This window comes from Mesorhizobium sp. WSM1293, assembly GCF_000513875.1.
In the GTDB taxonomy this organism is placed as follows: Bacteria; Pseudomonadota; Alphaproteobacteria; order Rhizobiales; family Rhizobiaceae; genus Mesorhizobium; species Mesorhizobium ciceri.
Map to the genome: position 1 here is coordinate 124554 of NZ_AZUV01000004.1, position 24598 is coordinate 149151.

Below are 24598 nucleotides of genomic sequence, written 5' to 3' on the forward strand. Positions count from 1 at the left end.
GCGGCTGTTGCGTCCATTTGGTTAATGCCGGTTAGCCCCAGGATTGTCGAGCCTCGCAAGCTTGGCATCCGCCCCGAAAACGCCGGTTTTCCCGTGTCTTTGCTTGCCAAGGCCGCGTTTCCCGTGGGAAGGGGCGTGGTATCGAGGGCTTGGGGGGCTTGGCATGACGAACATCGGGGCCGGGGGCGCTGCGCCCTCGCTTATCAGGGCATCACTCAGCCGCACCGGCAAATGGGCCGGCAGCGTCGCCTTTGTCGGGGGTGCCGTATCCGACATCCTCAATCCGCTGGCGCCGTTCGCCGCCTATGTCGCGCTGGTCGCCGCGGTGGCCGCAATCATCATCGCCATTGCCATCGTGCTCCGGCTGGTGCTGGCGGCCAAGGCGCTGCCGGCCTTGATCTTCGCCACCAGTGCGGCCGCCGTCGCCGGCGGCGTCTACGGCCTGCAGCAGCAGACCAACGCCCAGCACGGGGTGATCGCCAGCCTGGTGCCGGCCATTGCCGGGCTGCAGCAGTCGATGGGCATCGTTACCGAGAAAGTTGCGAAGATCGAGCAGACCGTCACGCAGACGCAAAAGACGGTGGAGGCGGTCAAGCAGTCGACCGACACGGTGGCGAAAAAGACCGACGAGATCGCGTCCGTCCAGCAGCAGCAGACTGAGCAGACGGCGGAAGTGCAGAAGACCACCGACGAGGTGAAGAAGGAGACCGAGACGCTGGTCGCCGGCCAGGCGCAGCAGCAGGCCCAGACCGAGAAGCTGCAAGCGACGACCGTGCAGATCGCCGCCTCGATCGACATCATCGCCAAGGGCTTTGCCGCCTTGGCCGCGCAGGGCGGGGCGATCGCCGAGCCGAAGCGGCCGGACGAGTTCTACCACAATGCCCGAGTCTACGAGTTGTCCGGCGACATGCTCAATGCGCGGCGCTCCTACCTCGCTTTTGCCGGCTTCGACGTCGACGCCATCGACCCCTATACGCGCTTTGCCACGCTGCTTCGGGTGCAGGACGGCAAGGCCGGCGCCCGCGAGGTGTTCGGCGCGCTTGCCGACAAGGGCAAGGCGCTGTCGATCAAGCTCGTGCATATCCAGCAGTTCGACGACGCCCAGCGCCTCGACAAGCTCAACGCCTTCATATCAGCCAATCCAGATTTCGCGCCGGCCTATTTCCTGTTGGCGCAGGAGTTTTCCGAAGACCGCCTCGGCGCCCAGACGCTGGCCGACAAGCGCAACGAGGCCAAGGCGCTGACCAAGTTCACGTCCTACGAAAAGGATGGCGGGTTGCTCAAATATTTCGTCGACCAGACGCAGTTGGCCGACTGGCTGGACCGCAGCCGCAGCCGGCTGGCGGCGCTTGGCGACGTGCTCGACCCCGCCCGCTTCGTGCCTTCGCTGACGCCGATGCGCTCCAACCAGGGCTGGTCGATGACCATCTCGCTGCCCGAGCCGGCGACCGCCATCTCCTGGCGCATGGGCGACAGCGGTCCGTTCACCGACACCGGTTTCCTGGCCATGAACGACCAGACGACCGGCAAGCCGATGGCCAATCCGAGCTTCGAGATGCCCGACAGCACGGTGGCGGGGATCATTGCGATCAAATATCTCGACATCAGGGGCCGCGAGACCGGCCCGTTCGACATCCGCTTCGACCCCGAGACAGCGCTTCAGCAAGGCAACAAGCAGATCCTCGACCAGTTCTGGACCTCGTGGATCGCCTTCGATGCCAGCGGCAACCACGGCCTGGTCTATTTCACCCAGATGCTGTCCTACCGCTGCGCCATCAAACAGGTGCATTACAGCCTGAACGGCGCGGCACTCGACAAGGAGATCAAGATGCCGCCTTGCGACAAGAAGGACCCCTACGCCATCCCCTACGATTACCAGCCCTATTTCAAGGTCGCCGACAGCGTGAAATCGATGTCGGTGCAGGTTACCTATACCGACGACACCAAGTCGCCGGTGCGGGAATACAAGCGACAGTAGCTCACCCTCCCCTTGTGGGGAAGGTGAAGGTGCGCGATGCAAAAATGCCCTGTCGCAGTGCTTGCGCAACCGCCGCCGAACGGGTTCTGTTTGTGCCTTCAGAATCGGTGACAGCGCAATGACCATCCACACCATCAAGGCCAGAGGCATTTCGGTTTCGCTCGACCTCACGGTCGGCCACATCGCCGACATGGTCGTCGAGGGCGGCAGGCGGCAGCTGAAGCCGCTGCATCGCGCGCCCTGGGTCGATGCGAACGAGACGCTGCCGAAAGACCTGCCGGAAGGCACGGTTCGGCTGTCCGGCGATTTTCTCTGCGCGCCGTTTTCGCGCAGCGATGTCGAGGAAGCGCCGCTGCATGGCTGGCCGGCCAACAGCGCCTGGGATGTCGTCGAAAGTGTCGCGACCGACGATGGCTGGCGCGCCGTCTACCGCCTGCGGCACGAGGTGATGGGCGCTTCGGTCGACAAGATCCTGACGCTGCACGACGGCCATCCCTTCCTCTACCAGGAGCATGCGTTTTCAGGCGGCCATGGTGCCATCTCGGTCGCCCATCACCCGATGACGGCCATGACCGGCGGCGGCAGGCTGGCCTTTTCGCCTAAGCGTTTTGCCGCGACGCTGGACGATCCGCTGGAGCCCGATCCCGCACGCGGCCGCTTCATGCTCGCCTATCCGGCTCGCTCCACCGATCTCGGCCATTTTCCCGCCGCCGGCGGCGGCACGCTCGACCTGACGGAATACCGCATGGATGACCGCCGCGAGGATTTCATCACGCTGGTCGAAGCCGACCATGGCGGGCCGGGATGGACCGCGCTTGCACGACAGGCCGAGGACGATCTGGTGCTGGTGCTGAAGAACCCGGCCGAACTGCCAATCACCATGCTGTGGTTCAGCAATGGCGGGCGCGACTACGCCCCATGGAGCGGCCGCCACCTTGGCGTGCTCGGCATCGAGGATGGCCGCGCTGCCGTCGGCCATGCCGCCTCGATCGGCGACAACTGGCTGAAGCGCGAAGGGGTGGCGACCGCTTTTGCACTGGGCGAAGGCCAAAGCGTGTCCTTTCGCCACGTCATCGGCGTCCTGCCGCTGTCGGGCGGCGAGCCGCCGCGGGACGTCACGACGGCGGATGGCCGCATGCGGCTGCAAGCCGGTGGTTCGACGCCGGAGGTTCCCTTCGACAGCGATTTCCTGCGCATTGGCCAGCCGCTGGCCTCGTAGGTGTGATTGCGCGGCCGCAGGGTTTGAAATTTCCGTGAACTGTCGCCAAGATGTGGCCGAAATCATCATGCGGAACATGGTGGATCTGAAGCTCTGCCAGAGAGGCTCTCATGTCCGAAATCGCCCATCTCGCCGCCACCATCTTCAAGCGTGCCGGCAAGGCAAACCGCTTCATCGTCGCCATTGCCGGTCCACCGGGCGCCGGCAAGTCGACGTTGTCGGCAAGGCTGCATGAACTGCTGCCCGAAGGGGCAGCGGAGGTCGTACCGATGGACGGCTTCCACTATGACGACGCCGTGCTCGAGCGGCGCGGGCTGCGCGCACGCAAGGGCGCGCCGGAAACCTTCGACTTTGCCGGTTTTGAGGCCTTGCTGAAGCGTATCCGTGCCGGTGAACCCGACATCGCCATTCCGGTCTTCGACCGCAGCATGGAACTGTCGCGCGCCGCAGCCTCGATCGTCGCCACAGAAACCAAGTTCATCCTGGTCGAGGGCAATTACCTGCTGCTCGACGAAGAGCCGTGGTCGCGGCTGGCGCCGCTGTTCGATTTCTCGATCTTCGTCGACGTGCCGCGCAACGAGCTCGAGCGCCGCCTGATGGAGCGCTGGCACGAGCATGGCCGCTCCGATGAAGATGCGCGCGCCTGGATCGCTTCCAACGACCTGCCCAACATCGAGCGCGTGCTCGCGCGGCGCAGTGCCGCCGATCTGGTGATCGGCCTTTCCGCTTGATTCGACGGATTGTGCAAGGGGAACCTTAAGACTTTCAGGCCGTTATCCCGACACGACAATTGTGCCAAAAGAGGGATTCGGTCCAATGGCAACCAAGGCAAAAAAGCCTGCGCCCGCCAAGGGCAAGGCGACCCAATCCAAAACCGGCGCCGGCCCGGCGATGACAGGCCGTTCGAAGGACGCCAAGCCGGCTTTCGGCAAGGCAGCGCCGAAGAAAGTGGTGCCGGCCGCAGCGAAAGCCGCGCCAAAAGCCGCAAAGCCGAAGAAGCCCGCGAGTTCCAGCGACTCCTTGGGCGGCAGTGCGATGCGCACGGCCAAGGCCACGGCCAACGTCGCTGCCGGCGCGGTCATGGTCGCCGCCCGAGGTGCTGCGTCGCTCGCTGCTTCCGTCATTGGCAAAGGCGGTTCGAAAGCCAAAGCGAAGGCGAAATAGCCGCGCTTCGGAGGCTGGTTTTGCTATCCCTTGGCCGGGATGGTCAGGCCTTTTTGCACCGCCGGCCGCGCCAGGCCGCGCTCCAGCCATGTTCCCAGATGGGCGAAATCGTCAAAGCCGACGAGTTCGCGCGCTTCGTAGAATCCGATCAGGTTGCGCACCCAACCGAGCAGCGAGATGTCGGCGATGGTGTAGTCATTGCCCATGATCCACTTGCGCCCCTTCAGCCGGCCGTCGAGCACGCCGAGCAGTCGCTTTGACTCGTCGCGATAGCGCTCGAGAGGGCGTTTGTCGGCGATTTCGCGGCCGGCGAATTTGTGGAAGAAGCCGACCTGGCCGAACATCGGCCCGACCGAGGCCATCTGGAAGAACACCCACTGGATGGTCTCGTAGCGGCGCGCGCCATCAATGGGCATGAGCAGGCCGGTCTTTTCAGCAAGGTAGAGCAGGATGGCGCCGGATTCGAACAGGCCGATCGGCTTGCCGTCCGGGCCGTTGGGATCGATGATCGCCGGTATCTTGCCGTTGGGATTGAGCGACAGGAATTCCGGTGTCCAGCTTTCGTTCTGGCCGATGTTGACCCAATGCGGCTCGTAAGGAAGGCCGAGTTCCTCCAAGGCGATCGATATCTTCACCCCGTTCGGCGTTGTCGCCGAATAGAGCTGGAGCTGGTCCGGATGCTTGGCCGGCCAACGCGTTGCGATCGGAAAGGCGGACAGGTCTGCCATGGAAACTCCTGGATGAGGATTCGCGCCGAGCGGCGCGGTTTTGGCGGGTCGGCCAAGGATTAGACGCGGCGCACGGCACGATCAATATGGCGGCGAAGGGTTTCATCGAGCACGGACAGTCAACGGAATGGCCGGCCTGGGGCAGATCCGCCCGCCCCTTAGATCAGACAGACTTGAAGGCCAGCACGGCATTGGTGCCGCCGAACGCGAAGCCGTTGCTGATCGCGGCGCGCACCTTGCGCTCGCGCGGCACATTCGGCGTGACGTCGAGGTCGCAATCGGGATCGGCCTCACGAAAATTGGCCGTCGGCGGCACGATGCCTTCGCGGATCGCCATCACGCAGGCGATCATCTCCAGCGCACCCGATGCGCCGAGGCAATGGGCATGCATCGACTTGGTCGACGACACCGAAAGCTTGTAGGCATGGTCGCCGAAGACGCGCTTGATCGCTGCCGTCTCGATCTGGTCGTTGGCCTTGGTGCCGGTGCCATGGGCATTGAGGTAGTCGACATCCTCGGGATTGAAGCCGGCATCGGCGAGGCAGGCGCGCATGGCCGCCGTCGGCCCTTCGACGGTCGGCGCGACAATGTCGGAGGCGTCGGCGGAGAGGCCGGCGCCGGCGACCTCGGCAAGGATGGTGGCGCCGCGCGCCATGGCGTGCTCATACGTCTCCAGGACCGCCATGCCGGCGCCCTCGCCGAGCGACAGTCCCTGGCGGTCGGCCGAGAATGGCCGGCAGGTGTCGGGCGCCAGCACGCGCAGTGCTTCCCAGCCCTTCAGGATGCCCCAGACCAGCGGCGCATCGGTGCCGCCGGCGACCATCACGTCGGCGCGGCCAAGCCTGATCTGGTCGACGGCCGAGGCGATGGCGTGGTTGGACGATGAGCAGGCCGAGGTGACGCCGAAGACCGGGCCGCGCAGGCCCAGATTCATGCTGACATGGCCGGAGGCCGCGCTTGGCATGACCTTTGGCACGGTGAAGATGCCGGCGCGGTTCTTGCCCTCGACCAGGATGGCGCGATAGCTCTCTTCGATCGCCTCCCAGCCGCAGACGCCGACACCGACGACCGTGCCCATCCGATAGGTGGTGGCTTCATTCGAGACCAGGCCGGCGTGCTGCATGGCTTCCCTGGCTGCGATCGTCGCCAGCAGGCTGAAGCGGTCCATCGACACGGTCTGCTTGCGGTCGATGCCGTGATCGGGAAGCGTCTTGATTTCGCAGCCGACCTTGACCTTCAGATCATGCAGTTGGGGGCTTGTGATCTGGCCGATGGCCGAGCGGCCGGCGCGCATCTCGTTCCAGATCGCGGGCGCGCTGGTGCCGAGCCCGCAAATGCCGCCCATGCCGGTGATGACAACGCGCTGCCGCATTCAGTTCAGGCTTTTTTCGCGATCAGCGCGCGCACAGCTTCGACCATGTCGCCGACGTTCTTCAGATTGCTCCAGGCGTCGACCGTGTTCATCTCGATCTCGATGCCATACTCTTCCTCAAGATCGAAGATAATCTCCGTCAGCTCGAGCGAATGGATGCCAAGCGAGGTCAATTCGGTGGTGGTGGTGATTTCTTCGCCGCCCGGCTCGGCATGAGCCTTGATCTTCGCGATGATATCCGTTGCCAGCTGGTCGGCCATTCGGTTCCTTCCCCACTATCTCGCGTTTCCCGACGCCGACTGAGCAGCGCCTCTTTTTCTCCTGGTATCAAGCCGCCGTCGTCGTTTAATACCCCCGCCAAGCGCAGCATGACCGTACCAAGGTGGTTCCCTCTATAGAAACCGAAACGTTGTCAAGCAACAAGCTATATCGAACTCCATATCGACAAAGCCGCCGGAGTGCTTAACGTGCAGGCATGGATATGGGCGAACATGGCGGGATTTCGACGCAGCGCGTTGCGGGCGTGGCGCGGCTTTCCTGTGCGCTCAGTGAGGGCCGCACGCGCCTGCGGCGCCTCTATCAGGACGGCGCCGCCAAGATAAGAATGCCGGCCGTCTCGGCCGATCCGCTCGAAGCGGTGCTGATCAACACCGCCGGCGGAATGACGGGCGGCGACCGTATCGCCTGGGACGTGGATGTCGGCGCGGCCGCTTCGGCATCGATCACCACGCAGGCCTGCGAGAAGATCTACCGGGCGGCATCCGACCATGCCGAAGTGCGGGTCAATTTGTCGGTAGGCGAAAACGGCCGCATCGCCTGGCTGCCGCAGGAAACCATCGTCTTCGACCGGGCGGCCTTTGCCCGCACGCTCGACGTCGAGCTTGCCGTCGGCGCCGAGGCGCTGGTGCTGGAAGCCGCCGTCTTCGGCCGCCTGGCGATGGGCGAACGCGCCACGCAGGGCAACTTCCATGACCGCTGGCGTGTGCGTCAGGATGGCGCCCTCGTTCATGCCGAGGATTTCCGCATCGGGCCCGATATCGCCGCAACGCTCGATCGCCCGGCGGTTGCCGGCGGCGCGATCGCGGTGGCGACATTGCTTCTGGTGTCGCCGCGCGCCGAAGCCCTGCTCGATCCGGTTCTGGAGATCGTCGGCGACCAGGGCAGCGCCAGTGCCTGGTGCGTGAAGAAATCTGGCAAGCTTCTTGCGAGGCTCTACGCCGGGGATGGCTACCGGCTGCGCCAGCGGCTGGTTCCACTCGTCGAATTGCTCAACGGAAGGGCGGGGTTGCCCAAATTATGGTCACTATAGGCCTGCCTCTACCAATCCAGGGAAACGCATGAACCTGACGCCGAGGGAAAAGGACAAGCTGCTGATCGCCATGGCGGCGATGGTGGCGCGCAAGCGGCTCGAACGCGGCGTCAAGCTCAACCATCCGGAAGCGATTGCGCTGATCACCGATTTCGTCGTCGAAGGCGCCCGCGACGGCCGTCCGGTCGCCGAACTGATGGAAGCCGGCGCTCATGTCGTCAGCCGCGCGCAAGTCATGGAAGGCATCGCCGAGATGATCCATGACGTGCAGGTCGAGGCGACGTTTCCCGACGGCACCAAGCTGGTGACCGTGCACGAACCGATCCGTTGAGGAGGACAGGATGCTGGAGCTGCGTCCCAACTGTGAATGCTGCGACAAGGACCTGCCGCCCGAGGCGACGGATGCGCTGATCTGCACCTTCGAGTGCACCTTTTGCGCCGGATGCGTGGAACAGGTGTTGGGCGGCATCTGCCCCAATTGCGGCGGTGGTTTTTCGGCGCGGCCGATCCGCCCGGCAGCGATGCTGAAGAAATATCCGGCGTCGAGCAAACGCGTTCTCAAGGCCGAAGGCTGCGGCCCCCGCAAGGCGGCGTGAACACCAGACCGAGCAAAACGAAAGGCAAACAGAATGATATTCGCCAAACGCCTCTGCCTGTCGGCGATCCTGCTGCTGGCCGCCGCCCTGCCGGCCTATGCCCATGTCGGCCTGGGCACCACCTCCTCCTTCACGGCCGGCTTCATGCACCCGCTCTCCGGCCTCGATCACATGACGGTGATGATCGCGGTCGGGCTGTGGGCGGCGCTCAAGGGCGGCAAGGCGGTTCTTGCCTGGCCGGCTGCCTTTGTCGGCGTCATGGTGGTCGGCGGCGCGCTGGGCATGCTGCATATGCCGCTGCCCTTCGTCGAACCGGGCATACTGGCATCGGTCGTGACACTCGGACTGCTGGTGGCGCTGGCGATCGATCTGCCGGTCTCGGCCGGCGTCGCCATCATCGGCCTGTTCGCACTTTTCCACGGCCACGCGCATGGCACCGAGGTGCCGGAGAATGCCGGCGGGCTTGAATACATGGCCGGCTTTGCCACCGCCACGCTGTTGCTGCATGCCACCGGCATCGCCACCGGTCTCGGTCTCGGCATCCGGTTTCGTGGCCTGGCCCGCGCTGCCGGTGCCGCCTGCGCGGCGATCGGCATCGGTCTCGCCTTCGGCATCGTGTGAGGGTGACCATGATCCCCGGTGAAATCATCACGGTGGGCGGCGACATCGAGCTCAACAAGGGCCTGCAGACCGTCACCCTGAAAGTCGCCAACAGCGGCGACCGGCCGATCCAGGTCGGCAGCCACTACCATTTCTTCGAGACCAATGAGGGGCTGAAATTCGACCGTGAGCGCGCCAGGGGCATGCGCCTCGACATTGCCGCGGGCACGGCCATGCGCTTCGAGCCGGGCCAGGAGCGCGACGTCACGCTGGTGCCGCTCGGCGGCAAGCGCGAGGTCTACGGATTTCAGCAGAAGGTGATGGGCAAGCTGTGAGATCTTCCGGCGCGCTCAGCTCAGTTCGATGGCTTGGCCGCGGCGTAGATGACGATCTTTCCGGGATTGTCGAATTCGACGGCGAGGACATCCTGCGCCTGCACGCGCCGCGATTCGATGGCGTTGAACAGCAGCGCGTTGGCCTCGATCTCCTTGCGCAGCTCCGTAATGTCGTCCTGATGCTGCTTGACCTTGGCCTCGATCTCCGGCGGCGGGCCGCCTTCGCTGCGCGCGGCATCGGTGAGGAACACGATGTCGACCTTGTCGAGCTTGGATGTCTTGCGCACCGTGCCGATGTTTTCACGCGTGCGGTCGATCGCCGTGTTGACGTTGCCGGCCTCAGTGTTGGCCTTGGCCTCTTCCTGCTTGACCTGCGAGCCGACGATGCGATTGACGGTCTCCGTGCTTTCCAGTCCTTGCGCCTTCAGTCCGGCAGCAGCACCAGCCGCCGCCAGGAACGTCATGGCGGCGACTGCCTGCATTCTGGTCGAGAAAGAAGTGATCGCCATCGCTCGCTCCTGAGAGAAATCGTTTCGGGGCGCGGGTTAGCGCGAAAAGAACAAAACGAATCCCGCCCGGCGAAGGTTCCTTTCCCGATGCGGCCGGCCGGCCGGATGCCGGCCCGCCATGCCGTGGCGTCAGCTCGCCTTCTTGGTGATCAGGGTCAGTGCGCCATTGGGTTCCATACTGGCTGCGACCACCTGCGCCGAGGTCATTCCCTTGGCCTCGAGCGCCGACTTGACCTTGGGTGTGGCGTCGATCGAGCTGCGCAGTTTCTTCAAGCCGTCATCGCCGCGCTGGGCGATCACCTGGTTGACCTGCGTCTGGGTGTCCTTTGGCAACTCGGTGATGTCGACGATGTTGACGCTCTGGATCGTCGGCACCGCGGGCTGAGCCTGGGGCGTGGCTGGAGCAGGCGTTGCCGGCGCCGGAGCGGGCTGTGGCGCGGGTTGCTGCTGGGCACTGGCGGCGCCCGCCAGCATCAGGCTGGCGGCGGCGGCAAGAACTATCGTTTTGCGCATGGATTTTCCTTTCCATCGATTGGCAAACGGTCGGTCTGGGGTGACGCCCTAACCTCAACCGCCAAATGGGATCAGAAGGTGTCGCCCAGCAGGTCATTGCGTGACCATAGGATGGCAGCAATGTGCAGCCGCGCTTCAATCCAACCGCATTTCGGCAAACCGCATTTCGGGAGCAATCGCTGATGGCCAGAATTACCCGCGCCGCCTACGCGCAGATGTACGGCCCGACGGTCGGCGACAGAGTACGGCTTGCCGACACCGAACTGTTCATCGAGGTCGAGAAGGATCTCACCATCCATGGCGAAGAGGTGAAATTCGGCGGCGGCAAGGTGATCCGCGACGGCATGGGCCAGAGCCAGGTTTCCAGGGCGCAAGGCGCCGTCGATACCGTGATCACCAACGCGCTGGTGATCGATGCCAGTGCAGGCATCTTCAAGGCCGATGTCGGGCTTCGCGACGGGCGCATCGCGGCCATCGGCAAGGCCGGCAATCCGGACACGCAGGATGGCGTCACCATCATCATCGGCCCCGGCACCGAGATCATCGCCGGCGAAGGCAAGATCCTGACATCAGGCGGCTTCGACGCGCATATCCACTTCATCTGCCCGCAGCAGATCGAGGAAGCGCTGATGTCAGGCATCACCACCATGCTCGGCGGCGGCACGGGCCCGGCGCACGGCACGCTGGCCACCACCTGCACGCCGGGGCCATGGCACATGGCCCGCATGATCCAGTCCTTCGACGCCTTTCCGATGAACATCGGCCTGTCGGGCAAGGGCAATGCCTCGCTGCCCGCCGCGCTCGAGGAAATGGTGCTGGGCGGCGCCTGCTCGCTGAAGCTGCACGAGGACTGGGGCACGACGCCGGCGGCCATCGATTGCTGCCTGTCGGTCGCCGACGATTACGACGTGCAGGTGATGATCCACACCGACACACTGAACGAATCCGGCTTTGTCGAGAACACGGTCGCCGCCATCAAGGGCCGCACCATCCACGCCTTCCACACCGAGGGCGCCGGCGGCGGCCACGCGCCCGACATCATCAAGGTCTGCGGCCTGCCCAACGTCATCCCGTCCTCGACCAATCCGACGCGGCCCTACACGGTCAACACGCTGGCCGAGCATCTCGACATGCTGATGGTCTGCCATCATCTGTCGCCGTCGATCCCCGAAGACATCGCCTTTGCCGAAAGCCGCATCCGCAAGGAGACCATCGCGGCGGAAGACATTTTGCACGACATCGGCGCCTTCTCGATCATCTCGTCGGATTCGCAGGCCATGGGCCGCGTCGGCGAAGTCGCGATCCGGACCTGGCAGACCGCCGACAAGATGAAACGCCAGCGCGGCTCGCTGCCGCAGGAGACCGGCAACAACGACAATTTCCGCGTCCGCCGCTACATCGCCAAATACACGATCAACCCGGCCATCGCGCATGGGCTGTCGAAAGACATCGGCTCGATCGCGGTTGGCAAACGCGCCGACCTGGTGCTGTGGAACCCGGCCTTCTTCGGCGTCAAGCCGGACATGGTGCTGATCGGCGGCATGATCGCCGCAGCCCCGATGGGCGACCCCAACGCCTCGATCCCGACGCCGCAGCCGATGCATTACCGGCCGATGTTCGGCGCCTATGGCAAGGCCAGGACCAACTCGTCGGTGACGTTCGTTTCCAAGGCAGCGCTCGAGTCGGGACTGCATGGCAGGCTCGGTGTCGACAAGCAGTTCGTCGCCGTCGAAAACACCCGCGGCGGCATCGGCAAGCATTCGATGGTGCTCAACGACGCCACGCCGCATGTCGAGGTCGATCCGGAAACCTACGAGGTGCGCGCCGACGGCGAGTTGCTGACCTGCGAGCCGGCGACGGTGCTGCCGATGGCGCAACGGTATTTTCTGTTTTGAAGCGGCGCTTCCACCGGGCGAGCATTATCCGTTGCAGCCCTTGGTGGAAGGCAGCACTATGCGGCCAACCAACAGCTGCATTGTGATCGAGCATGACCACCGAAATCGCTTCCGCCCACGACATCTTCCCGCACATCCGCATCGTCATGGGCATGGTGATCGGGCTTGGTGTCGCCCGCCTGCTGTCGGGGGTGGCGCGCATCGTCCAGCATCCCGGCCAGTACAAGCTCTATACCGTGCATCTGGCCTGGGTCGTCTCGGTGCTCCTGATGCTGGTGCATTTCTGGTGGTGGGAGTTCGGCCTCTACGCCGTCGAGATCTGGACCTTCGGCAAATATTTGTTCATCATTTTCTACGCGATCACGCTGTTCCTGCTGTGCGCGCTTTTGTTTCCCGATTCGATGCTGGACTACACCAGCTACGAGGATTTCTTCTATTCGCGGCGGGCGTGGTTCTTCGGCCTGCTGGCGGCGACCTATCTGCTCGACGTGGTCGACACGCTGCTGAAGGGGCCGGAGCATTTCGCCCGCTTCGGCAGCGAGTATCTGTTCCGCACCCCGGTCTTCGTCGCGCTCTGCATCATCGCGATCCTGGTGCGCGACCGCCGCTTCCACATCGCCTTTGTCACGGCGGCGCTTATCTACCAGATATCGTTCATCCTGCGGCTCTTCGACACCATCGTCTGAACGAACGCGATGATCTAGCTTGTTGGGGAAAGGCAGGGTTCGACATGTACAAGGCCGTTGGATCGCGCGTGTGCGGGCACAAGCAAATGGGAAATCCATGAAATGAAACTCAACCTCAACACCGACTTCACCAAATTCCCGCGCGCCGTCTCGGTGCTGTCCGCCGGCGCTGCCGGAACCACCCTACCGTCCGGCCGGGCCATTCTCGCCCATGACGAGCGGCATCTGCGCCGCCGGGCCATCGAACTTGCCGACGGCAGCAAGGTGCTGGTCGACCTGCCCGAACCCGTCGCTTTGAACGATGGCGACCGGCTGGTGCTGGAGAATGGCGGCCATATCGAGATCATCGCGGCACCGGAAGAGGTCTACGACATCCGCGCCCGCGATGGCGTGCATCTGGCCGAACTCGCCTGGCATATCGGCAACCGCCATCTCGCGGCAGGCATCGAGGCCGGACGCATCCTCATCCTGCGCGACCATGTCATCAAGGCGATGCTGGAGGGGCTGGGCGCCACCGTGACCGACGTTTCCGAACCGTTCAAGCCGGTGCGCGGCGCCTATTCCGGCCATGCTGGGCAAAGCCACGATCACGGCCATGCGCATGCGCACGCCGAAGCGCACAGCCATTCTCATGGCGAAGCGCATTCCCATTCGCACAGTCATGCCGGCCATCACCACGATCATGACTGACCAGCCTTCGAACATCGCCCTGCTGCGGCTGATGGCGTGGCTGTCGCCTGCCTTTCCGGTCGGCGGCTTTTCCTACAGCCATGGTCTCGAGCGGGCGGTGCATGACGGGTTGGTTGCCGATGCCGGGAGTCTCGCCGGCTGGCTGGAGACGCTGGTCGAGATGGGCTCGGGCTGGAACGACGCCGTGCTGTTCGCCGAGAGCTGGCGCCGGGCACGCGGCACCGGTGATCTCGATGAAGTGGCGGCACTCGCCGAAGCCCTGGCCGGCTCGCGCGAACGCCATACCGAGACCATGCTGCAGGGTGGAGCATTCCTCAAAGCGGCGGCCGCCTGGCGTAATCCGGTGCTGGAGCGCCTGCCGGCCGAATGCGCCTATTGCGTCGCCGTCGGCGCCATTGCGGGTGGCAACGGCATCGCGCTTCAGGATGCGCTGTCAGCCTTCCTGCAAACCTTCTTCTCCAACCTTGTGCAGGCAGCGATCCGGCTTGGCATCGTCGGCCAGAGCGGCGCGACCACGTTGTTAGCCGGCTTCGAGCCGCTGGCCCTGGCGACCGCAAGCCGCGCCGCGCGCTCGACACTCGACGATCTCGGTGGCTGCGCCTTCGTCTCCGATGTCATGGCGATGAAGCATGAAACCCAATATTCGCGACTGTTCCGCTCATGATTTTTCTCGCCTTCTCGCTTTCGACTGTTCTGCTCCTGATCACCGCGCTGCATGTCTATTGGGGTCTTGGCGGCATCTGGCCGGGCCAGGATGCGGCCTCCTGCGCCCGTGCCGTGGTCGGCTTTCGCGGTGTCGATGAGATGCCAACGCCGTTTGCCAGTTTCGCCGTTGCCGCGTGCTTGTGCCTGGCGACACTATGGCCGCTGGCGCTCATGGCAGTCTTCGCTTCACCCTTCCCCAAGGAGGGTCTCGCCGCCACGTCGCTGCTCATCGGGCTGGTGTTCCTGGGGCGTGGCATTGCCGGCTTCACGCCGTGGTGGCGGCGGCTGGCGCCGGAACAGCCTTTCGCGCGGCTCGATGTCCGCTATTATTCGCCGCTGTGCCTGTTGATCGGGCTCGGCTTTGCCATCCTCGCCATCACGGAGTTTCCCGCATGACACAGACAAATGGTCCGCTGCGCGTCGGCATTGGCGGCCCGGTCGGTTCGGGCAAGACGACGCTGACCGAAAAACTGTGCAAGGCGCTGCGCGACGAGTTTTCCATCGCCGTCGTCACCAACGACATCTACACCAAGGAAGACGCCATGATGCTGGCGCGACTGCAGGCGCTGCCCGAGGACCGCATCATGGGTGTCGAGACCGGCGGCTGCCCGCATACCGCGATCCGCGAGGATGCCTCGATCAATCTGCAGGCGATCGCGCAGATGAACAGGAAGTTCCCGGATCTCGATATCGTCTTCATCGAATCCGGCGGCGACAACCTTGCCGCCACCTTCTCGCCGGATCTCGCCGACCTGACGCTCTATGTCATCTCGGTCTGCCAGGGCGAGGAGATTCCGCGCAAGGGCGGGCCGGCGATCACCCGCTCCGATTTCCTGGTCATCAACAAGAGCGATCTGGCACCCTACGTGAACGTCAATCTCGATGTCATGGAGAGCGACGCCGGCCGCATGCGCGGCAAGCGGCCGTTCGGCTTCACCGACCTGTCGCGCGGCAAGGGTCTGCAGGAGGTGATCGATTTCATCGTCGAGCATGGCGGCCTGCGAGCCGGCGCTGCCGCTGCCAGCACGGCGGCGTGAGCATCCCTGCACCAACCAAAACCGGTTGCGGGAATGGGCTGACCACGGCATTCTTGCCGAAACCGGAGGATTTTTCGATGAGCCTTGCCCGCTTGCAAAAGGAAACGCTGACCAACCTGCCCTACTATGAGGAGCGCGTCGATCTCGCCTGCGCCTTCCGCTGGACGGCGCGGCTCAATATGCACGAGGCGGTGGCCAATCATTTCTCGCTGGCTGTCAACGATGAGGGCACACAATTCCTCATGAACCCCAACCAGGTGCATTTCTCGCGTATCAAGGCGAGCGACCTTCTGATGATCGATGCCAACGATCCGGAAACGCTCTCCGGCCCCAATGCGCCCGACCCGACGGCGTGGGGGCTGCATGGCGCCATCCATCGCAATGTGCGTCACGCGCGCTGCGTCATGCATGTGCACTCGATCCACGCCACGGTGCTGGCATCGCTCGCTGACTCGACATTGCCGCCGATCGACCAGAATTCGGCGATGTTCTTCAACCGCCATGTGGTCGACGCGCACTATGGCGGGCTGGCCTTCGAGGAGGAGGGCGAGCGCTGCTCGCAGCTTCTCGTCGATCCCAAGGTCAAGGTGATGGTGATGGGCAATCACGGCGTACTGGTCATCGGCGACACGGTCGCCGATGCCTTCAACCGCATGTTCTATTTCGAACGCGCCGCGGAGACCTACATCAAGGCGCTGTGGACCGGCCGCCCGCTGCGCACGCTGTCCGACGCGATCGCCGAAAAGGCGGCGAGCGAGATGGACGATTACCCCGGCCAGGCCGAACGCCATCTCAGCGAGTTGAAGGCGATCCTCGACGAGCAGGAACCGGTCTACCGGAATTGAGCGTCCTTCTCCCCGTGCCGTCACTATACGGGGAGAAGGTGCCGGCAGGCGGATGAGGGGCGGCGCCGACCTGGCGGTTTTCCTCAGAGCCCCAGCTCTTTCCCCAATTCCTCGGCGCTGTTGATGACGACGGCGCCGGGCGGGCCTTCCATCGGCTTTTCCGGCCAGAAAATCGTCTTCATTCCCGCTGCCAGCCCTGCCATGGCGCCCGGCCAGCTATCGTCGATCGCCACCGCCTGCGCGGGGTCGACATCGGCCAGATACGCGGCGCGCAGGAATGGCTCGGCGTGCGGCTTGCCTTCGCGCACGTCGTTGCGGCTGATCGTCTTCATGCCGGGGTAGATCAGGCCGACCATGCTCAGATTGGCGTCGACGATCATCCGGTCCGAATTCGAGACCACGGCCTGCTGGATGCCTCTTGCACGCAGATCGTTGAAGATCTCGATCGCGCCGGGGCGCGGCTTCAAGCTCTGCACCAGCGGCAGGTAGTGTTCGTATTTGCGCAGGATCCAGTCGTCGAAAGGCAGGTCCAGGCCGAACTCGTCGCGCATCATCTCGTAGACCGGCCAGGCGGCGACGCCGAGCACGCGCTCATGCAGATCGTCCGGCGGGACAAGGCCGACATTGCGCATCGCCGCCACCAGGGCAGCTTCGTGCAGCGGTTCGCTGTCGACCAGCGTGCCGTCCATGTCCCAGAAAACCGCTTTCGGCGTCATGCGAGGCTCCTTTTTGCCATCCCTTAAAGGGTTTGAGCCGGGAGATAAACCTTCGGAGCGCAAGAACGTGCCGCCTGCCGGGACCGCAGCCAAGTCTCTTTGGCGAGACAGACATCGTGGGAGACGAAAAACTGGGCCGTGCCTACGCCGAGGGACAGCAAGCAATTGCCCCCGAGATTTGACAATTGCGCAGCAGGCCGTTCCCTGCGAAAGTGGGTATGGGCCGCTCTCATGACCGGCGGTCTCGGGAGGCAGGACTTTGAATAGCCGGCAGGATGGTGGCAGCAACAGGCTGGACGATGCGGCACGCGCCGGCTGGCTTTATTATGTTGCCGGCAACACACAGGACCAGATCGCTTCGACGCTTGGCATCTCGCGGCAAACGGCGCAGCGGCTGGTATCGCTGGCGGTGTCGGAGGGCTTGATCAAGGTTCGCGTCGACCATCCGATCGCCAACTGCCTCGATCTGGCGGCACGGCTGAGATCGCGCTTTGCGCTCGATCTGGTCGAAGTGGTGCCGAGCGACCCCAACTCGTCCTCGACCACGATCGGCATCGCCGAGGCGGCTGCCGCCGAGATCGAGCGACGGTTGCGTTCACCGACCCCGATCGTCATGGCGATCGGCACCGGGCGCACGCTGAAGGCGGCGATCGAGCAGCTGCCGCCGATGGAATGCCCGCAGCACAAGGTGGTGTCGTTGACCGGCAACATCTCGCCGGACGGCTCGGCCGCTTTCTACAACGTCATCTTCACCATGGCCGACAGGGTCAAGGCGCGTTCGTTCCCGATGCCGCTGCCGGTCATCGCCTCGTCGCCGGAGGAGCGCGAGATGCTGCTCAACCAGCCGATGATCCAGCCGACGCTTGCGCTTGCCGCCGAGGCCGACGTCACCTTCATCGGCATCGGCGACCTCGGCCCCAAGGCGCCGCTCTACGAGGACGGCTTCATTTCGGAGAGCGAATTGAAGGCGCTGCAGAAGGCCGGCGGCATCGCCGAGATCGTCGGCTGGGTGTTCGATAGGGAAGGCCGCATGATCGAGGGCATCACCAACGACCGGGTGTCGTCGGCGTCGCTGCCGTCACGCGAGAAATCGCTGGTCATCGCACTGGCGATGGGAGAACGAAAGCTGCCGGGCATCCTGGCGGCCGCGAACCGGCGGCTGATCAACGGCCTCATCACCGATGAACGGACCGCCGCCGCGCTGCTCGCCAGCATCTGACCGGAAGCACAACTGATTTGCGATAAAACCAACCGCGCTAGCTGTGCCGCCCGAAAGGGTCGTTGCCATCGAGAAAACCGAGATCGCGCTGCAGATGCGGCGACAGGTCCCTGATGTCGAGATGTGCCCGTTTTTTGGCTGCGAACCAGCCGAATCCATCCGTCAGCCACGAAAACCAGCGATGATCGGGTGCGGAAGTGCATTTTTGCTGCGCCATGGTCATGATCGTCAACCTTCGCTATCCTGAACCCGAATGACGGGTTGACTGGAAATGTCGGTCTTGACGGCGGCCTTTGCCAATCGAACGTCGATAAGGACCCATAAGGAGGCTTTATGCCGGACCTCAGCTCTCGGCAGGTTTCACAGCTTCCGCCGCTGCAGGCGATCCGGGTGTTCGAAGCGGTGGCGCGGCATCTTTCCTTCACCAAGGCGGCCGAGGAACTTGCCATGACGCAAGCGGCGGTCAGCTATCAGATCAAGGTGCTGGAGGAACGGGTCGGCGCGCCGCTGTTCCTGCGCCGGCCGCGCCAGATCGCACTCACCGAGGCTGGACAGCGCCTTGCGCCAGCGGTCAGCGAGGCCTTTGCCATTCTCGGCCAGGCCTATGCGGCGGCGCGTGGCGGCGCCGACGGATTGCTGTGCGTCACGACGGTGCTGACCTTTGCCTCGAACTGGCTGGCGCACCATCTGGGCTCATTCCAGATCGCTCATCCCTCCCTTGCCGTGCGGCTCGAAACATCGAGCCGGCTGACGGATTTCGCCCGCGAGGATGTCGACCTCGCCATCCGGTCGGGCGGCGGCAAATGGCCGGGGCTGGAAGCCTACAAGCTGCTCGATGCCGATTTCACGCCGATGCTGAGCCCGAAGCTCGCGGCAAGCATCGGCGGCGTCAGGGAACCGGCGGACCTGTTGCGGCTGCCGATCCTCGATCCGGGCGACATCTGGTGGACGCAATGGTTCGAGGCTGCCGGCGTGCACTCGCACGATCTCGCCAAACGGCCCGGCAGCAGCATGGGCGCGCAGGCCTATGAGGCCAATGCGGCGATCGCCGGTCATGGCGTCGCGATCCTGACCAGGGCGCTGTTCAAGGCGGAACTTGCCGGTGGGCGCCTGATCCAGCCTTTCGATCTGGTTGGCGACGACGGCCATGCCTTTTGGCTGGTCTACCCCGAAGCGCGCCGCAATGTGCCGAAGATCCGTGCCTTCCGCGACTGGCTGCTGGCCGAGATCGCCTGCTGACCGGCAGGCTTGCGGGCTGCACCTGGCCTCACAGATCTATCCGCTGTTGCCGCACTGTATCCGGCCGGGACGCTCTTCGTCCTGGCAATTTCCGCTGTCCCGGCCTGCGGTGTCGCCCGGGTGCTGCGCTGCAGCATCGAATCCGACTTGACATAATTCACGCCAAGTGAGTAATTGCCCAAAGCCAAGGCAAATGCTCATCTTGGTTCAAGGGAGGAATTTGATGAAACTTCGCACGCTCACCCTGGGCTTGTTGTCGGCCAGCACGCTTGCGTTCGCCGCACATGCCGAATCCATCACCATCGCCACCGTCAACAATGGCGATATGGTCCGCATGCAAAAGCTGACCGAGGACTTCACCAAGGCGAACCCCGACATCCAGCTCAACTGGGTTACGCTCGAAGAGAATGTGCTGCGCGAGCGCGTCACCACCGACATCGCCACCAAGGGCGGCCAGTACGACGTGATGACCATCGGCACTTATGAGGTTCCGATCTGGGCCAAGCAGAGCTGGCTTTTGCCGCTCGACAAGCTCGGCGACGACTACGACGCCAAGGACATCATCCCGGCCATTGCTGGCGGCCTTTCGGTCGACGGCAAGCTCTATGCCGCGCCTTTCTACGGCGAAAGCTCCTTCGTCATGTACCGCAAGGACCTGATGGACAAGGCCGGGCTGAAGATGCCCGACGCGCCGACCTGGGACTTCATCAAGCAGGCCGCCGACAAGATGACCGACCGCGCCAATGGCGTGAACGGCGTGTGCCTGCGCGGCAAGGCCGGCTGGGGCGAGAACATGGCTTTCCTTACCGCCATGTCGAACTCCTTCGGCGCCCGCTGGTTCGACGAGAACTGGAAGCCGCAGTTCGATCAGCCGGAATGGAAGAACACGTTGCAGTTCTATGTCGACCTGATGAAGGCCGACGGCCCCGAGGGGGCTTCCTCCAACGGCTTCAACGAAAACCTGGCGCTGTTCCAGCAGGGCAAATGCGGCATGTGGATCGACGCCACGGTCGCCGCGTCCTTCGTTTCGGACCCGAAGAACTCCACCGTCGCCGATAAGGTCGGCTATGCGCTGGCGCCCGACAATGGCCTGGGCAAGCGCGGCAACTGGCTGTGGGCCTGGTCGCTGGCCATCCCCGCCGGCACGCAGAAGGCGGATGCCGCCGAGAAGTTCGTCTCCTGGGCGACCAGCAAGCACTATGCGGAGCTCGTCGCTTCGAAGGAAGGCTGGGCCAACGTTCCTCCGGGCACGCGGTCCTCGCTCTACGCCAATGCCGAGTACCAGAAGGCCGCTCCGTTCGCCAAGATGACGCTGGACTCCATCAATGCCGCCGATCCGACACATCCGACGGTCAAGCCGGTGCCCTATGTCGGCGTCCAGTTCGTCGCCATCCCTGAGTTCCAGGGCCTTGGCACCACCGTCGGCCAGCTCTTCTCGGCGGCGCTTGCCGGCCAGTCGAGCGTCGACGACGCGCTGAAGCAGGCCCAGGACGCTGCCACCGCGGCAATGACCGAGGGCGGATACATCAAGTAAGGCTCCTCCCGGTGCCGACTGCCGGTCGCCTCCTTGACCGGCAACGGCCGCCCGAGTTCCCAGTTCGGGCGGCCGCCTTTAACGCCTTTTGAAAATTCCGTCTGACCAGTGAGGGTGACCGTCATGGCTACTCAGCAGACCCGTTCGCTTGCCCGTTTCATGATGGCGCCATCCGTGGTGCTGCTGTTCGTCTGGATGATCGTGCCGCTGGTCATCACCATCTGGTTCTCCTTCCAGCAGTACAACCCGCTCAATCCGATCCGCGACGGCTTCGTCGGCTTCTCGAATTACGCGCTGTTCTATTCCAACCCGGCCTTCCTGCAGTCGATCCTCAACACGCTCACCTTGGTGGTCAGCGTGCTCCTGATCACGGTGATCGGCGGTATCCTTCTGGCGCTGCTGATCGACCAGCCGATGTGGGGCCAGGGCATCGTGCGCATCCTCGTCATCTCGCCGTTCTTCGTCATGCCGCCGGTGGCCGCATTGGTCTGGAAGAACATGATCATGCACCCGCAATACGGGGTGTTCGCCGACATAGCCCGCTTCTTCGGGGCCCAGCCGATCGACTGGTTCGGGCAACATCCGATGCTGGCGATCATCATCATCGTCGCCTGGCAGTGGCTGCCCTTCGCGACGCTCATTCTTCTGACCGCGCTGCAGTCGCTCGACGGCGAGCAGAAGGAAGCCGCCGAGATGGACGGCGCCGGGTTCATCAGCCGCTTCATCTATCTGACGCTGCCGCACATGTCGCGCGCCATCACGGTCGTCATCCTGATCCAGACGATCTTCCTTCTCTCGGTCTATGCCGAGATCCTCGTCACCACCAATGGCGGCCCGGGATACGCCTCCACCAACCTGCCCTTCCTCGTCTACCAGAAGGCGTTGCTGGAGTTCAAAATCGGCCAGGCATCCGCCGGCGGTGTGATCGCCGTCATTCTCGCTAACATCGTTGCCTTCTTCGCCATGCGCGCCGTCGGCAAGAACCTGGACAAGTAAGGGAGGCTACGATGGCACGCTCAGTCACCACCCGGCACAAGACGATCGCGACGGTTGCCGCCTGGATCGTCGCCCTGCTGATCTTCTTCCCGATCCTCTACACGATCATCACCTCGTTCAAGTCGGAGCAGGAAGCCATCCAGGGCTTCAGCATCATCCCGTCGGGAACGTTCGAGAGCTATACCGAGGTCCAGGCGCAGAGCGGCTACTTCAAGTTCTTCTTCAACTCGGTGCTGCTCTCGGTCGGCTCGACCATCCTGGCCCTGCTGGTCGCCATACCGGCGGCATGGTCGATGGCCTTCTCGCCGACCAAGCGGACCAAGGACATCTTGATGTGGATGCTGTCCACCAAGATGATGCCGGCGGTCGCGGTGCTGTTCCCGATCTACCTGATCTTCCGCGACACAGGCCTGCTCGACAGCCGCATCGGCCTCATGATCATGCTGATGCTGATCAACCTGCCGATCGTGGTGTGGATGCTCTACACCTATTTCCGCGAAATCCCTGGCGAGATCCTGGAAGCGGCGCGCATGGACGGCGCATCGCTGTGGAACGAGATCGTCTATGTGCTGACGCCGATGGCGGTGCCGGGCATCGCCTCGACAATGCTGCTCAACATCATCCTGGCCTGGAACGAGGCGTTCTGGACGATCCGGCTGACGACGACGGAAGCCGCACCCCTGACCGCCTTCATCAGCTCGTTCTCAAGCCCGCAAGGCCTGTTCTGGGCCAAGCTTTCGGCCGCCTCGACGCTGGCCATCGCGCCGATCCTGATCATGGGCTGGTTCAGCCAGAAGCAGCTGGTGCGCGGCCTGACATTTGGTGCGGTGAAATAACGGAATTGCCCGAAGCAATCGGCAGAAATAACCCCTCGGGGAGGAAACCATGGGAAACATCACGCTCAAGAACGTCTCGAAATCCTTCGGAGCGACGTCCATCATCCCCGGTCTCGACCTGGTGATCGAGAATGGCGAGTTCGTCGTCTTTGTCGGCCCGTCGGGTTGCGGCAAGTCAACGCTGCTGCGCCTGATCGCCGGGCTCGAGGACACCAGCGGCGGCTCCATCAACATCGACGGCCGCGACGTCACCGGCGAGGCACCGGCCAAGCGCAAGCTCGCCATGGTGTTCCAGTCTTACGCGCTCTATCCGCACATGACGGTGGCCAAGAACATCGGCTTCCCGCTGAAGATGGCCGGTGAGGACAAGGCGACCATCGACAAGAAGGTGGGAGACGCGGCGCGCGTGCTCAACCTGACCAACTACCTCGAACGCCGGCCCGGCCAGCTTTCCGGCGGCCAGCGCCAGCGCGTCGCGATCGGCCGCGCCATCGTGCGTCAGCCGACCGCCTTCCTGTTCGACGAACCGCTGTCCAATCTCGATGCGGCACTGCGCGGCACCATGCGGCTGGAGATCAGCGAGCTGCACCATCAGCTCAAGACCACCATGATCTACGTTACCCACGATCAGGTCGAAGCGATGACCATGGCCGACAAGATCGTCGTGCTGAACGCCGGCAACATCGAGCAGGTCGGCTCGCCGATGGAGCTCTACAAGACGCCGAAGAACCTGTTCGTCGCCAGCTTTATCGGCTCGCCGAAGATGAACCTGATCGAGGGCGCGCCGGCTGCCAAAAACGGCGCCAAGACCATCGGCATCCGTCCCGAACACCTGGAGATCTCGACCACGGCGGGCGAATGGAAGGCGGTCGTCGGCGTCGCCGAGCATCTCGGCTCCGACACCTTCCTGCACGTCCAGGCCGACGGCGTCGGTCCGCTGACCGTGCGCGCCGACGGCGAACTCGGCGTCCATCACGGCGACACCATTTACCTGACACCAGACAAGGCCAAGCTGCATCGCTTTGGCGCCGACGGAAAGGCAATCTGAACATGCGACTGGCCGGCAAATCCGCGCTGATCACGGGTTCGGCCCGCGGCATCGGCAGAGCCTTCGCCGAAGCCTATGCCGGCGAAGGCGCAACCGTCGCCATCGCCGACATCAATCTCGAGGCGGCGCAGAAGACGGCCGCAGAGATTGGCGGCAAGGCCTATGCGGTCAAGCTCGACGTCACCGACCTCGCCTCGATCGAGGCGGCGGTGAAAGCCGTCGAGACGAAGACCGGTGGCCTCGATATCCTGATCAACAACGCCGCCCTGTTCGACCTGGCGCCGATCGTCGAAATCACCAGGGCAAGCTACGACAAGTTGTTTTCCGTCAATGTCGCCGGCACGCTGTTCATGCTGCAGGCAGCCGCCCGCTCGATGATCGCGCGAGGCAAGGGCGGCAGGATCATCAACATGGCGAGCCAGGCCGGACGGCGCGGCGAGGCGCTGGTCGGCGTCTATTGCGCCACCAAGGCCGCCGTCATCTCGCTGACCCAGTCGGCGGGGCTCGACCTGATCAAGCACCGCATCAACGTCAACGCGATTGCCCCTGGCGTCGTCGACGGCGAGCACTGGGATCACGTCGATTCGCTGTTCGCCAAATATGAGAACCGGCCGAGGGGCGAGAAGAAGAAACTGGTCGGCGAGGCAGTGCCGTATGGCCGCATGGGCACCGCGCAGGACCTCACCGGCATGGCGGTGTTTCTCGCCAGCAGCGACGCCGAATACATCGTCGCCCAGACCTACAATGTCGATGGCGGCCAGTGGATGAGTTGAGGGCGGGGGACGGCCTCTGCTCCTCGTCCCTCCGCGGGGAGCAGAGGCCGACTTCA

At 64.0% G+C, this 24598-nt stretch carries 30 protein-coding genes; 23 read left to right on the plus strand and 7 right to left on the minus strand.

All coding sequences use genetic code 11. From position 1 onward, the window contains the following. Positions 1–163: 163 nt before the first annotated feature. The 4 genes from M729_RS0106075 (at position 164) to M729_RS0106090 (ending at position 4361) form a co-directional block, all read left to right on the plus strand. Positions 164–1978, plus strand: a complete 1815-nt coding sequence (locus M729_RS0106075; RefSeq protein ID WP_027161060.1) for a hypothetical protein — start codon at positions 164–166, stop codon at positions 1976–1978. 118 nt (positions 1979–2096) lie between these two features. Beyond that, on the plus strand, positions 2097–3197 hold the full coding sequence (locus tag M729_RS0106080) for a hypothetical protein (protein WP_027161061.1): 1101 nt from the start codon (positions 2097–2099) through the stop codon (positions 3195–3197). 110 nt (positions 3198–3307) lie between these two features. Then, positions 3308–3928 carry a nucleoside triphosphate hydrolase gene (locus M729_RS0106085; RefSeq protein ID WP_013528389.1) on the plus strand — a complete coding sequence of 207 codons (621 nt, stop codon included), beginning with the start codon at positions 3308–3310 and terminating at the stop codon, positions 3926–3928. A gap of 85 nt (positions 3929–4013) precedes the next feature. Beyond that, on the plus strand, positions 4014–4361 hold the full coding sequence (locus M729_RS0106090; RefSeq protein WP_027161062.1) for a hypothetical protein: 348 nt from the start codon (positions 4014–4016) through the stop codon (positions 4359–4361). 23 nt (positions 4362–4384) lie between these two features. On the opposite strand, the gene M729_RS0106095 is transcribed toward M729_RS0106090, so the two are convergent. The 3 genes from M729_RS0106095 to M729_RS0106105 form a co-directional block, all read right to left on the minus strand. After that, positions 4385–5089, minus strand: a complete 705-nt coding sequence (locus tag M729_RS0106095; protein WP_027161063.1) for a glutathione S-transferase N-terminal domain-containing protein — start codon at positions 5087–5089, stop codon at positions 4385–4387. Between the two features lie 163 nt (positions 5090–5252). Then, a complete protein-coding gene (locus tag M729_RS0106100) occupies positions 5253–6461 on the minus strand; it encodes a beta-ketoacyl-[acyl-carrier-protein] synthase family protein (protein ID WP_027161064.1) in 1209 nt (402 codons plus the stop codon). A gap of 5 nt (positions 6462–6466) precedes the next feature. Continuing rightward, the gene (locus tag M729_RS0106105) at positions 6467–6721 is read right to left on the minus strand and encodes an acyl carrier protein (RefSeq protein WP_013528393.1); all 255 of its coding nucleotides are present in this window, start codon (positions 6719–6721) and stop codon (positions 6467–6469) included. 221 nt (positions 6722–6942) lie between these two features. On the opposite strand from M729_RS0106105, the gene M729_RS0106110 reads away from it, so the two are divergent. Genes M729_RS0106110 through M729_RS0106130 form a run of 5 tightly spaced genes read left to right on the plus strand, consistent with a single transcriptional unit; the run spans position 6943 to position 9301 of the window. Then, positions 6943–7770, plus strand: a complete 828-nt coding sequence (locus M729_RS0106110) for an urease accessory protein UreD (protein WP_084652568.1) — start codon at positions 6943–6945, stop codon at positions 7768–7770. Between the two features lie 28 nt (positions 7771–7798). Beyond that, positions 7799–8101: an urease subunit gamma gene (locus M729_RS0106115; protein ID WP_013528395.1), complete on the plus strand. Its 303-nt coding sequence runs from the start codon at positions 7799–7801 to the stop codon at positions 8099–8101. Positions 8102–8111: 10 nt separating this feature from the next. After that, complete coding sequence (locus tag M729_RS0106120) at positions 8112–8366, plus strand: DUF1272 domain-containing protein (protein WP_027161066.1); 255 nt, start codon at positions 8112–8114, stop codon at positions 8364–8366. A 33-nt stretch (positions 8367–8399) separates the two neighbouring features. Next, entirely contained in the window at positions 8400–8987 is a 588-nt protein-coding gene (locus tag M729_RS0106125; RefSeq protein WP_027161067.1) for a HupE/UreJ family protein, read from the plus strand. A gap of 8 nt (positions 8988–8995) precedes the next feature. Then, positions 8996–9301, plus strand: coding sequence for an urease subunit beta (locus M729_RS0106130; protein WP_013528398.1), 306 nt, complete (start codon positions 8996–8998; stop codon positions 9299–9301). A 20-nt stretch (positions 9302–9321) separates the two neighbouring features. Here the strand turns inward: M729_RS0106130 and M729_RS0106135 are convergent, their stop codons facing one another. Beyond that, on the minus strand, positions 9322–9810 hold the full coding sequence (locus M729_RS0106135; protein ID WP_027161068.1) for a hypothetical protein: 489 nt from the start codon (positions 9808–9810) through the stop codon (positions 9322–9324). 129 nt (positions 9811–9939) lie between these two features. After that, complete coding sequence (locus M729_RS0106140) at positions 9940–10323, minus strand: hypothetical protein (protein WP_013528400.1); 384 nt, start codon at positions 10321–10323, stop codon at positions 9940–9942. Between the two features lie 179 nt (positions 10324–10502). Between M729_RS0106140 and ureC the strand changes: the two genes are divergently transcribed. From ureC to M729_RS0106175, 7 genes are all read left to right on the plus strand, one after another. Further along, entirely contained in the window at positions 10503–12218 is a 1716-nt protein-coding gene (gene ureC / locus M729_RS0106145) for an urease subunit alpha (protein WP_181172678.1), read from the plus strand. 92 nt (positions 12219–12310) lie between these two features. Next, a complete protein-coding gene (locus M729_RS0106150) occupies positions 12311–12904 on the plus strand; it encodes a hypothetical protein (protein WP_027161070.1) in 594 nt (197 codons plus the stop codon). A 102-nt stretch (positions 12905–13006) separates the two neighbouring features. Next, on the plus strand, positions 13007–13594 hold the full coding sequence (ureE, locus tag M729_RS0106155) for an urease accessory protein UreE (RefSeq protein WP_027161071.1): 588 nt from the start codon (positions 13007–13009) through the stop codon (positions 13592–13594). Next, positions 13587–14258 (plus strand): urease accessory protein UreF, encoded by a 672-nt coding sequence (locus M729_RS0106160; RefSeq protein ID WP_032808076.1) that lies wholly within the window; start codon positions 13587–13589, stop codon positions 14256–14258. Before ureE ends, M729_RS0106160 begins: the two co-directional genes overlap by 8 nt. Then, the gene (locus M729_RS0106165; protein ID WP_027161073.1) at positions 14255–14695 is read left to right on the plus strand and encodes a DUF3995 domain-containing protein; all 441 of its coding nucleotides are present in this window, start codon (positions 14255–14257) and stop codon (positions 14693–14695) included. Before M729_RS0106160 ends, M729_RS0106165 begins: the two co-directional genes overlap by 4 nt. Continuing rightward, on the plus strand, positions 14692–15336 hold the full coding sequence (gene ureG / locus M729_RS0106170) for an urease accessory protein UreG (protein WP_027161074.1): 645 nt from the start codon (positions 14692–14694) through the stop codon (positions 15334–15336). Before M729_RS0106165 ends, ureG begins: the two co-directional genes overlap by 4 nt. Positions 15337–15413: 77 nt before the next feature. Beyond that, the gene (locus M729_RS0106175; protein WP_024502042.1) at positions 15414–16181 is read left to right on the plus strand and encodes a class II aldolase and adducin N-terminal domain-containing protein; all 768 of its coding nucleotides are present in this window, start codon (positions 15414–15416) and stop codon (positions 16179–16181) included. An 83-nt stretch (positions 16182–16264) separates the two neighbouring features. On the opposite strand, the gene M729_RS0106180 is transcribed toward M729_RS0106175, so the two are convergent. Continuing rightward, a complete protein-coding gene (locus tag M729_RS0106180; RefSeq protein WP_027161075.1) occupies positions 16265–16897 on the minus strand; it encodes an HAD family phosphatase in 633 nt (210 codons plus the stop codon). A 259-nt stretch (positions 16898–17156) separates the two neighbouring features. On the opposite strand from M729_RS0106180, the gene M729_RS0106185 reads away from it, so the two are divergent. Then, positions 17157–18116, plus strand: a complete 960-nt coding sequence (locus M729_RS0106185; protein ID WP_013528410.1) for a sugar-binding transcriptional regulator — start codon at positions 17157–17159, stop codon at positions 18114–18116. A 37-nt stretch (positions 18117–18153) separates the two neighbouring features. Here M729_RS0106185 and M729_RS0106190 read toward each other — a convergent pair whose 3' ends face one another. After that, positions 18154–18339, minus strand: a complete 186-nt coding sequence (locus M729_RS0106190; protein WP_013528411.1) for a hypothetical protein — start codon at positions 18337–18339, stop codon at positions 18154–18156. Positions 18340–18449: 110 nt separating this feature from the next. Here M729_RS0106190 and gcvA point away from each other — a divergent pair, with 110 nt between their 5' ends. The 6 genes from gcvA (at position 18450) to M729_RS0106220 (ending at position 24542) form a co-directional block, all read left to right on the plus strand. Next, positions 18450–19355: a transcriptional regulator GcvA gene (gene gcvA, locus M729_RS0106195; RefSeq protein WP_013528412.1), complete on the plus strand. Its 906-nt coding sequence runs from the start codon at positions 18450–18452 to the stop codon at positions 19353–19355. A 223-nt stretch (positions 19356–19578) separates the two neighbouring features. Next, positions 19579–20889, plus strand: coding sequence for a sugar ABC transporter substrate-binding protein (locus M729_RS0106200; RefSeq protein ID WP_013528413.1), 1311 nt, complete (start codon positions 19579–19581; stop codon positions 20887–20889). 123 nt (positions 20890–21012) lie between these two features. Then, the gene (locus M729_RS0106205) at positions 21013–21885 is read left to right on the plus strand and encodes a sugar ABC transporter permease (RefSeq protein ID WP_013528414.1); all 873 of its coding nucleotides are present in this window, start codon (positions 21013–21015) and stop codon (positions 21883–21885) included. A gap of 11 nt (positions 21886–21896) precedes the next feature. After that, positions 21897–22721 (plus strand): carbohydrate ABC transporter permease, encoded by an 825-nt coding sequence (locus tag M729_RS0106210; RefSeq protein ID WP_013528415.1) that lies wholly within the window; start codon positions 21897–21899, stop codon positions 22719–22721. A 49-nt stretch (positions 22722–22770) separates the two neighbouring features. Next, on the plus strand, positions 22771–23769 hold the full coding sequence (locus M729_RS0106215; RefSeq protein ID WP_013528416.1) for an ABC transporter ATP-binding protein: 999 nt from the start codon (positions 22771–22773) through the stop codon (positions 23767–23769). Between the two features lie 2 nt (positions 23770–23771). After that, complete coding sequence (locus M729_RS0106220; RefSeq protein ID WP_013528417.1) at positions 23772–24542, plus strand: L-iditol 2-dehydrogenase; 771 nt, start codon at positions 23772–23774, stop codon at positions 24540–24542. Positions 24543–24598 lie beyond the last annotated feature (56 nt).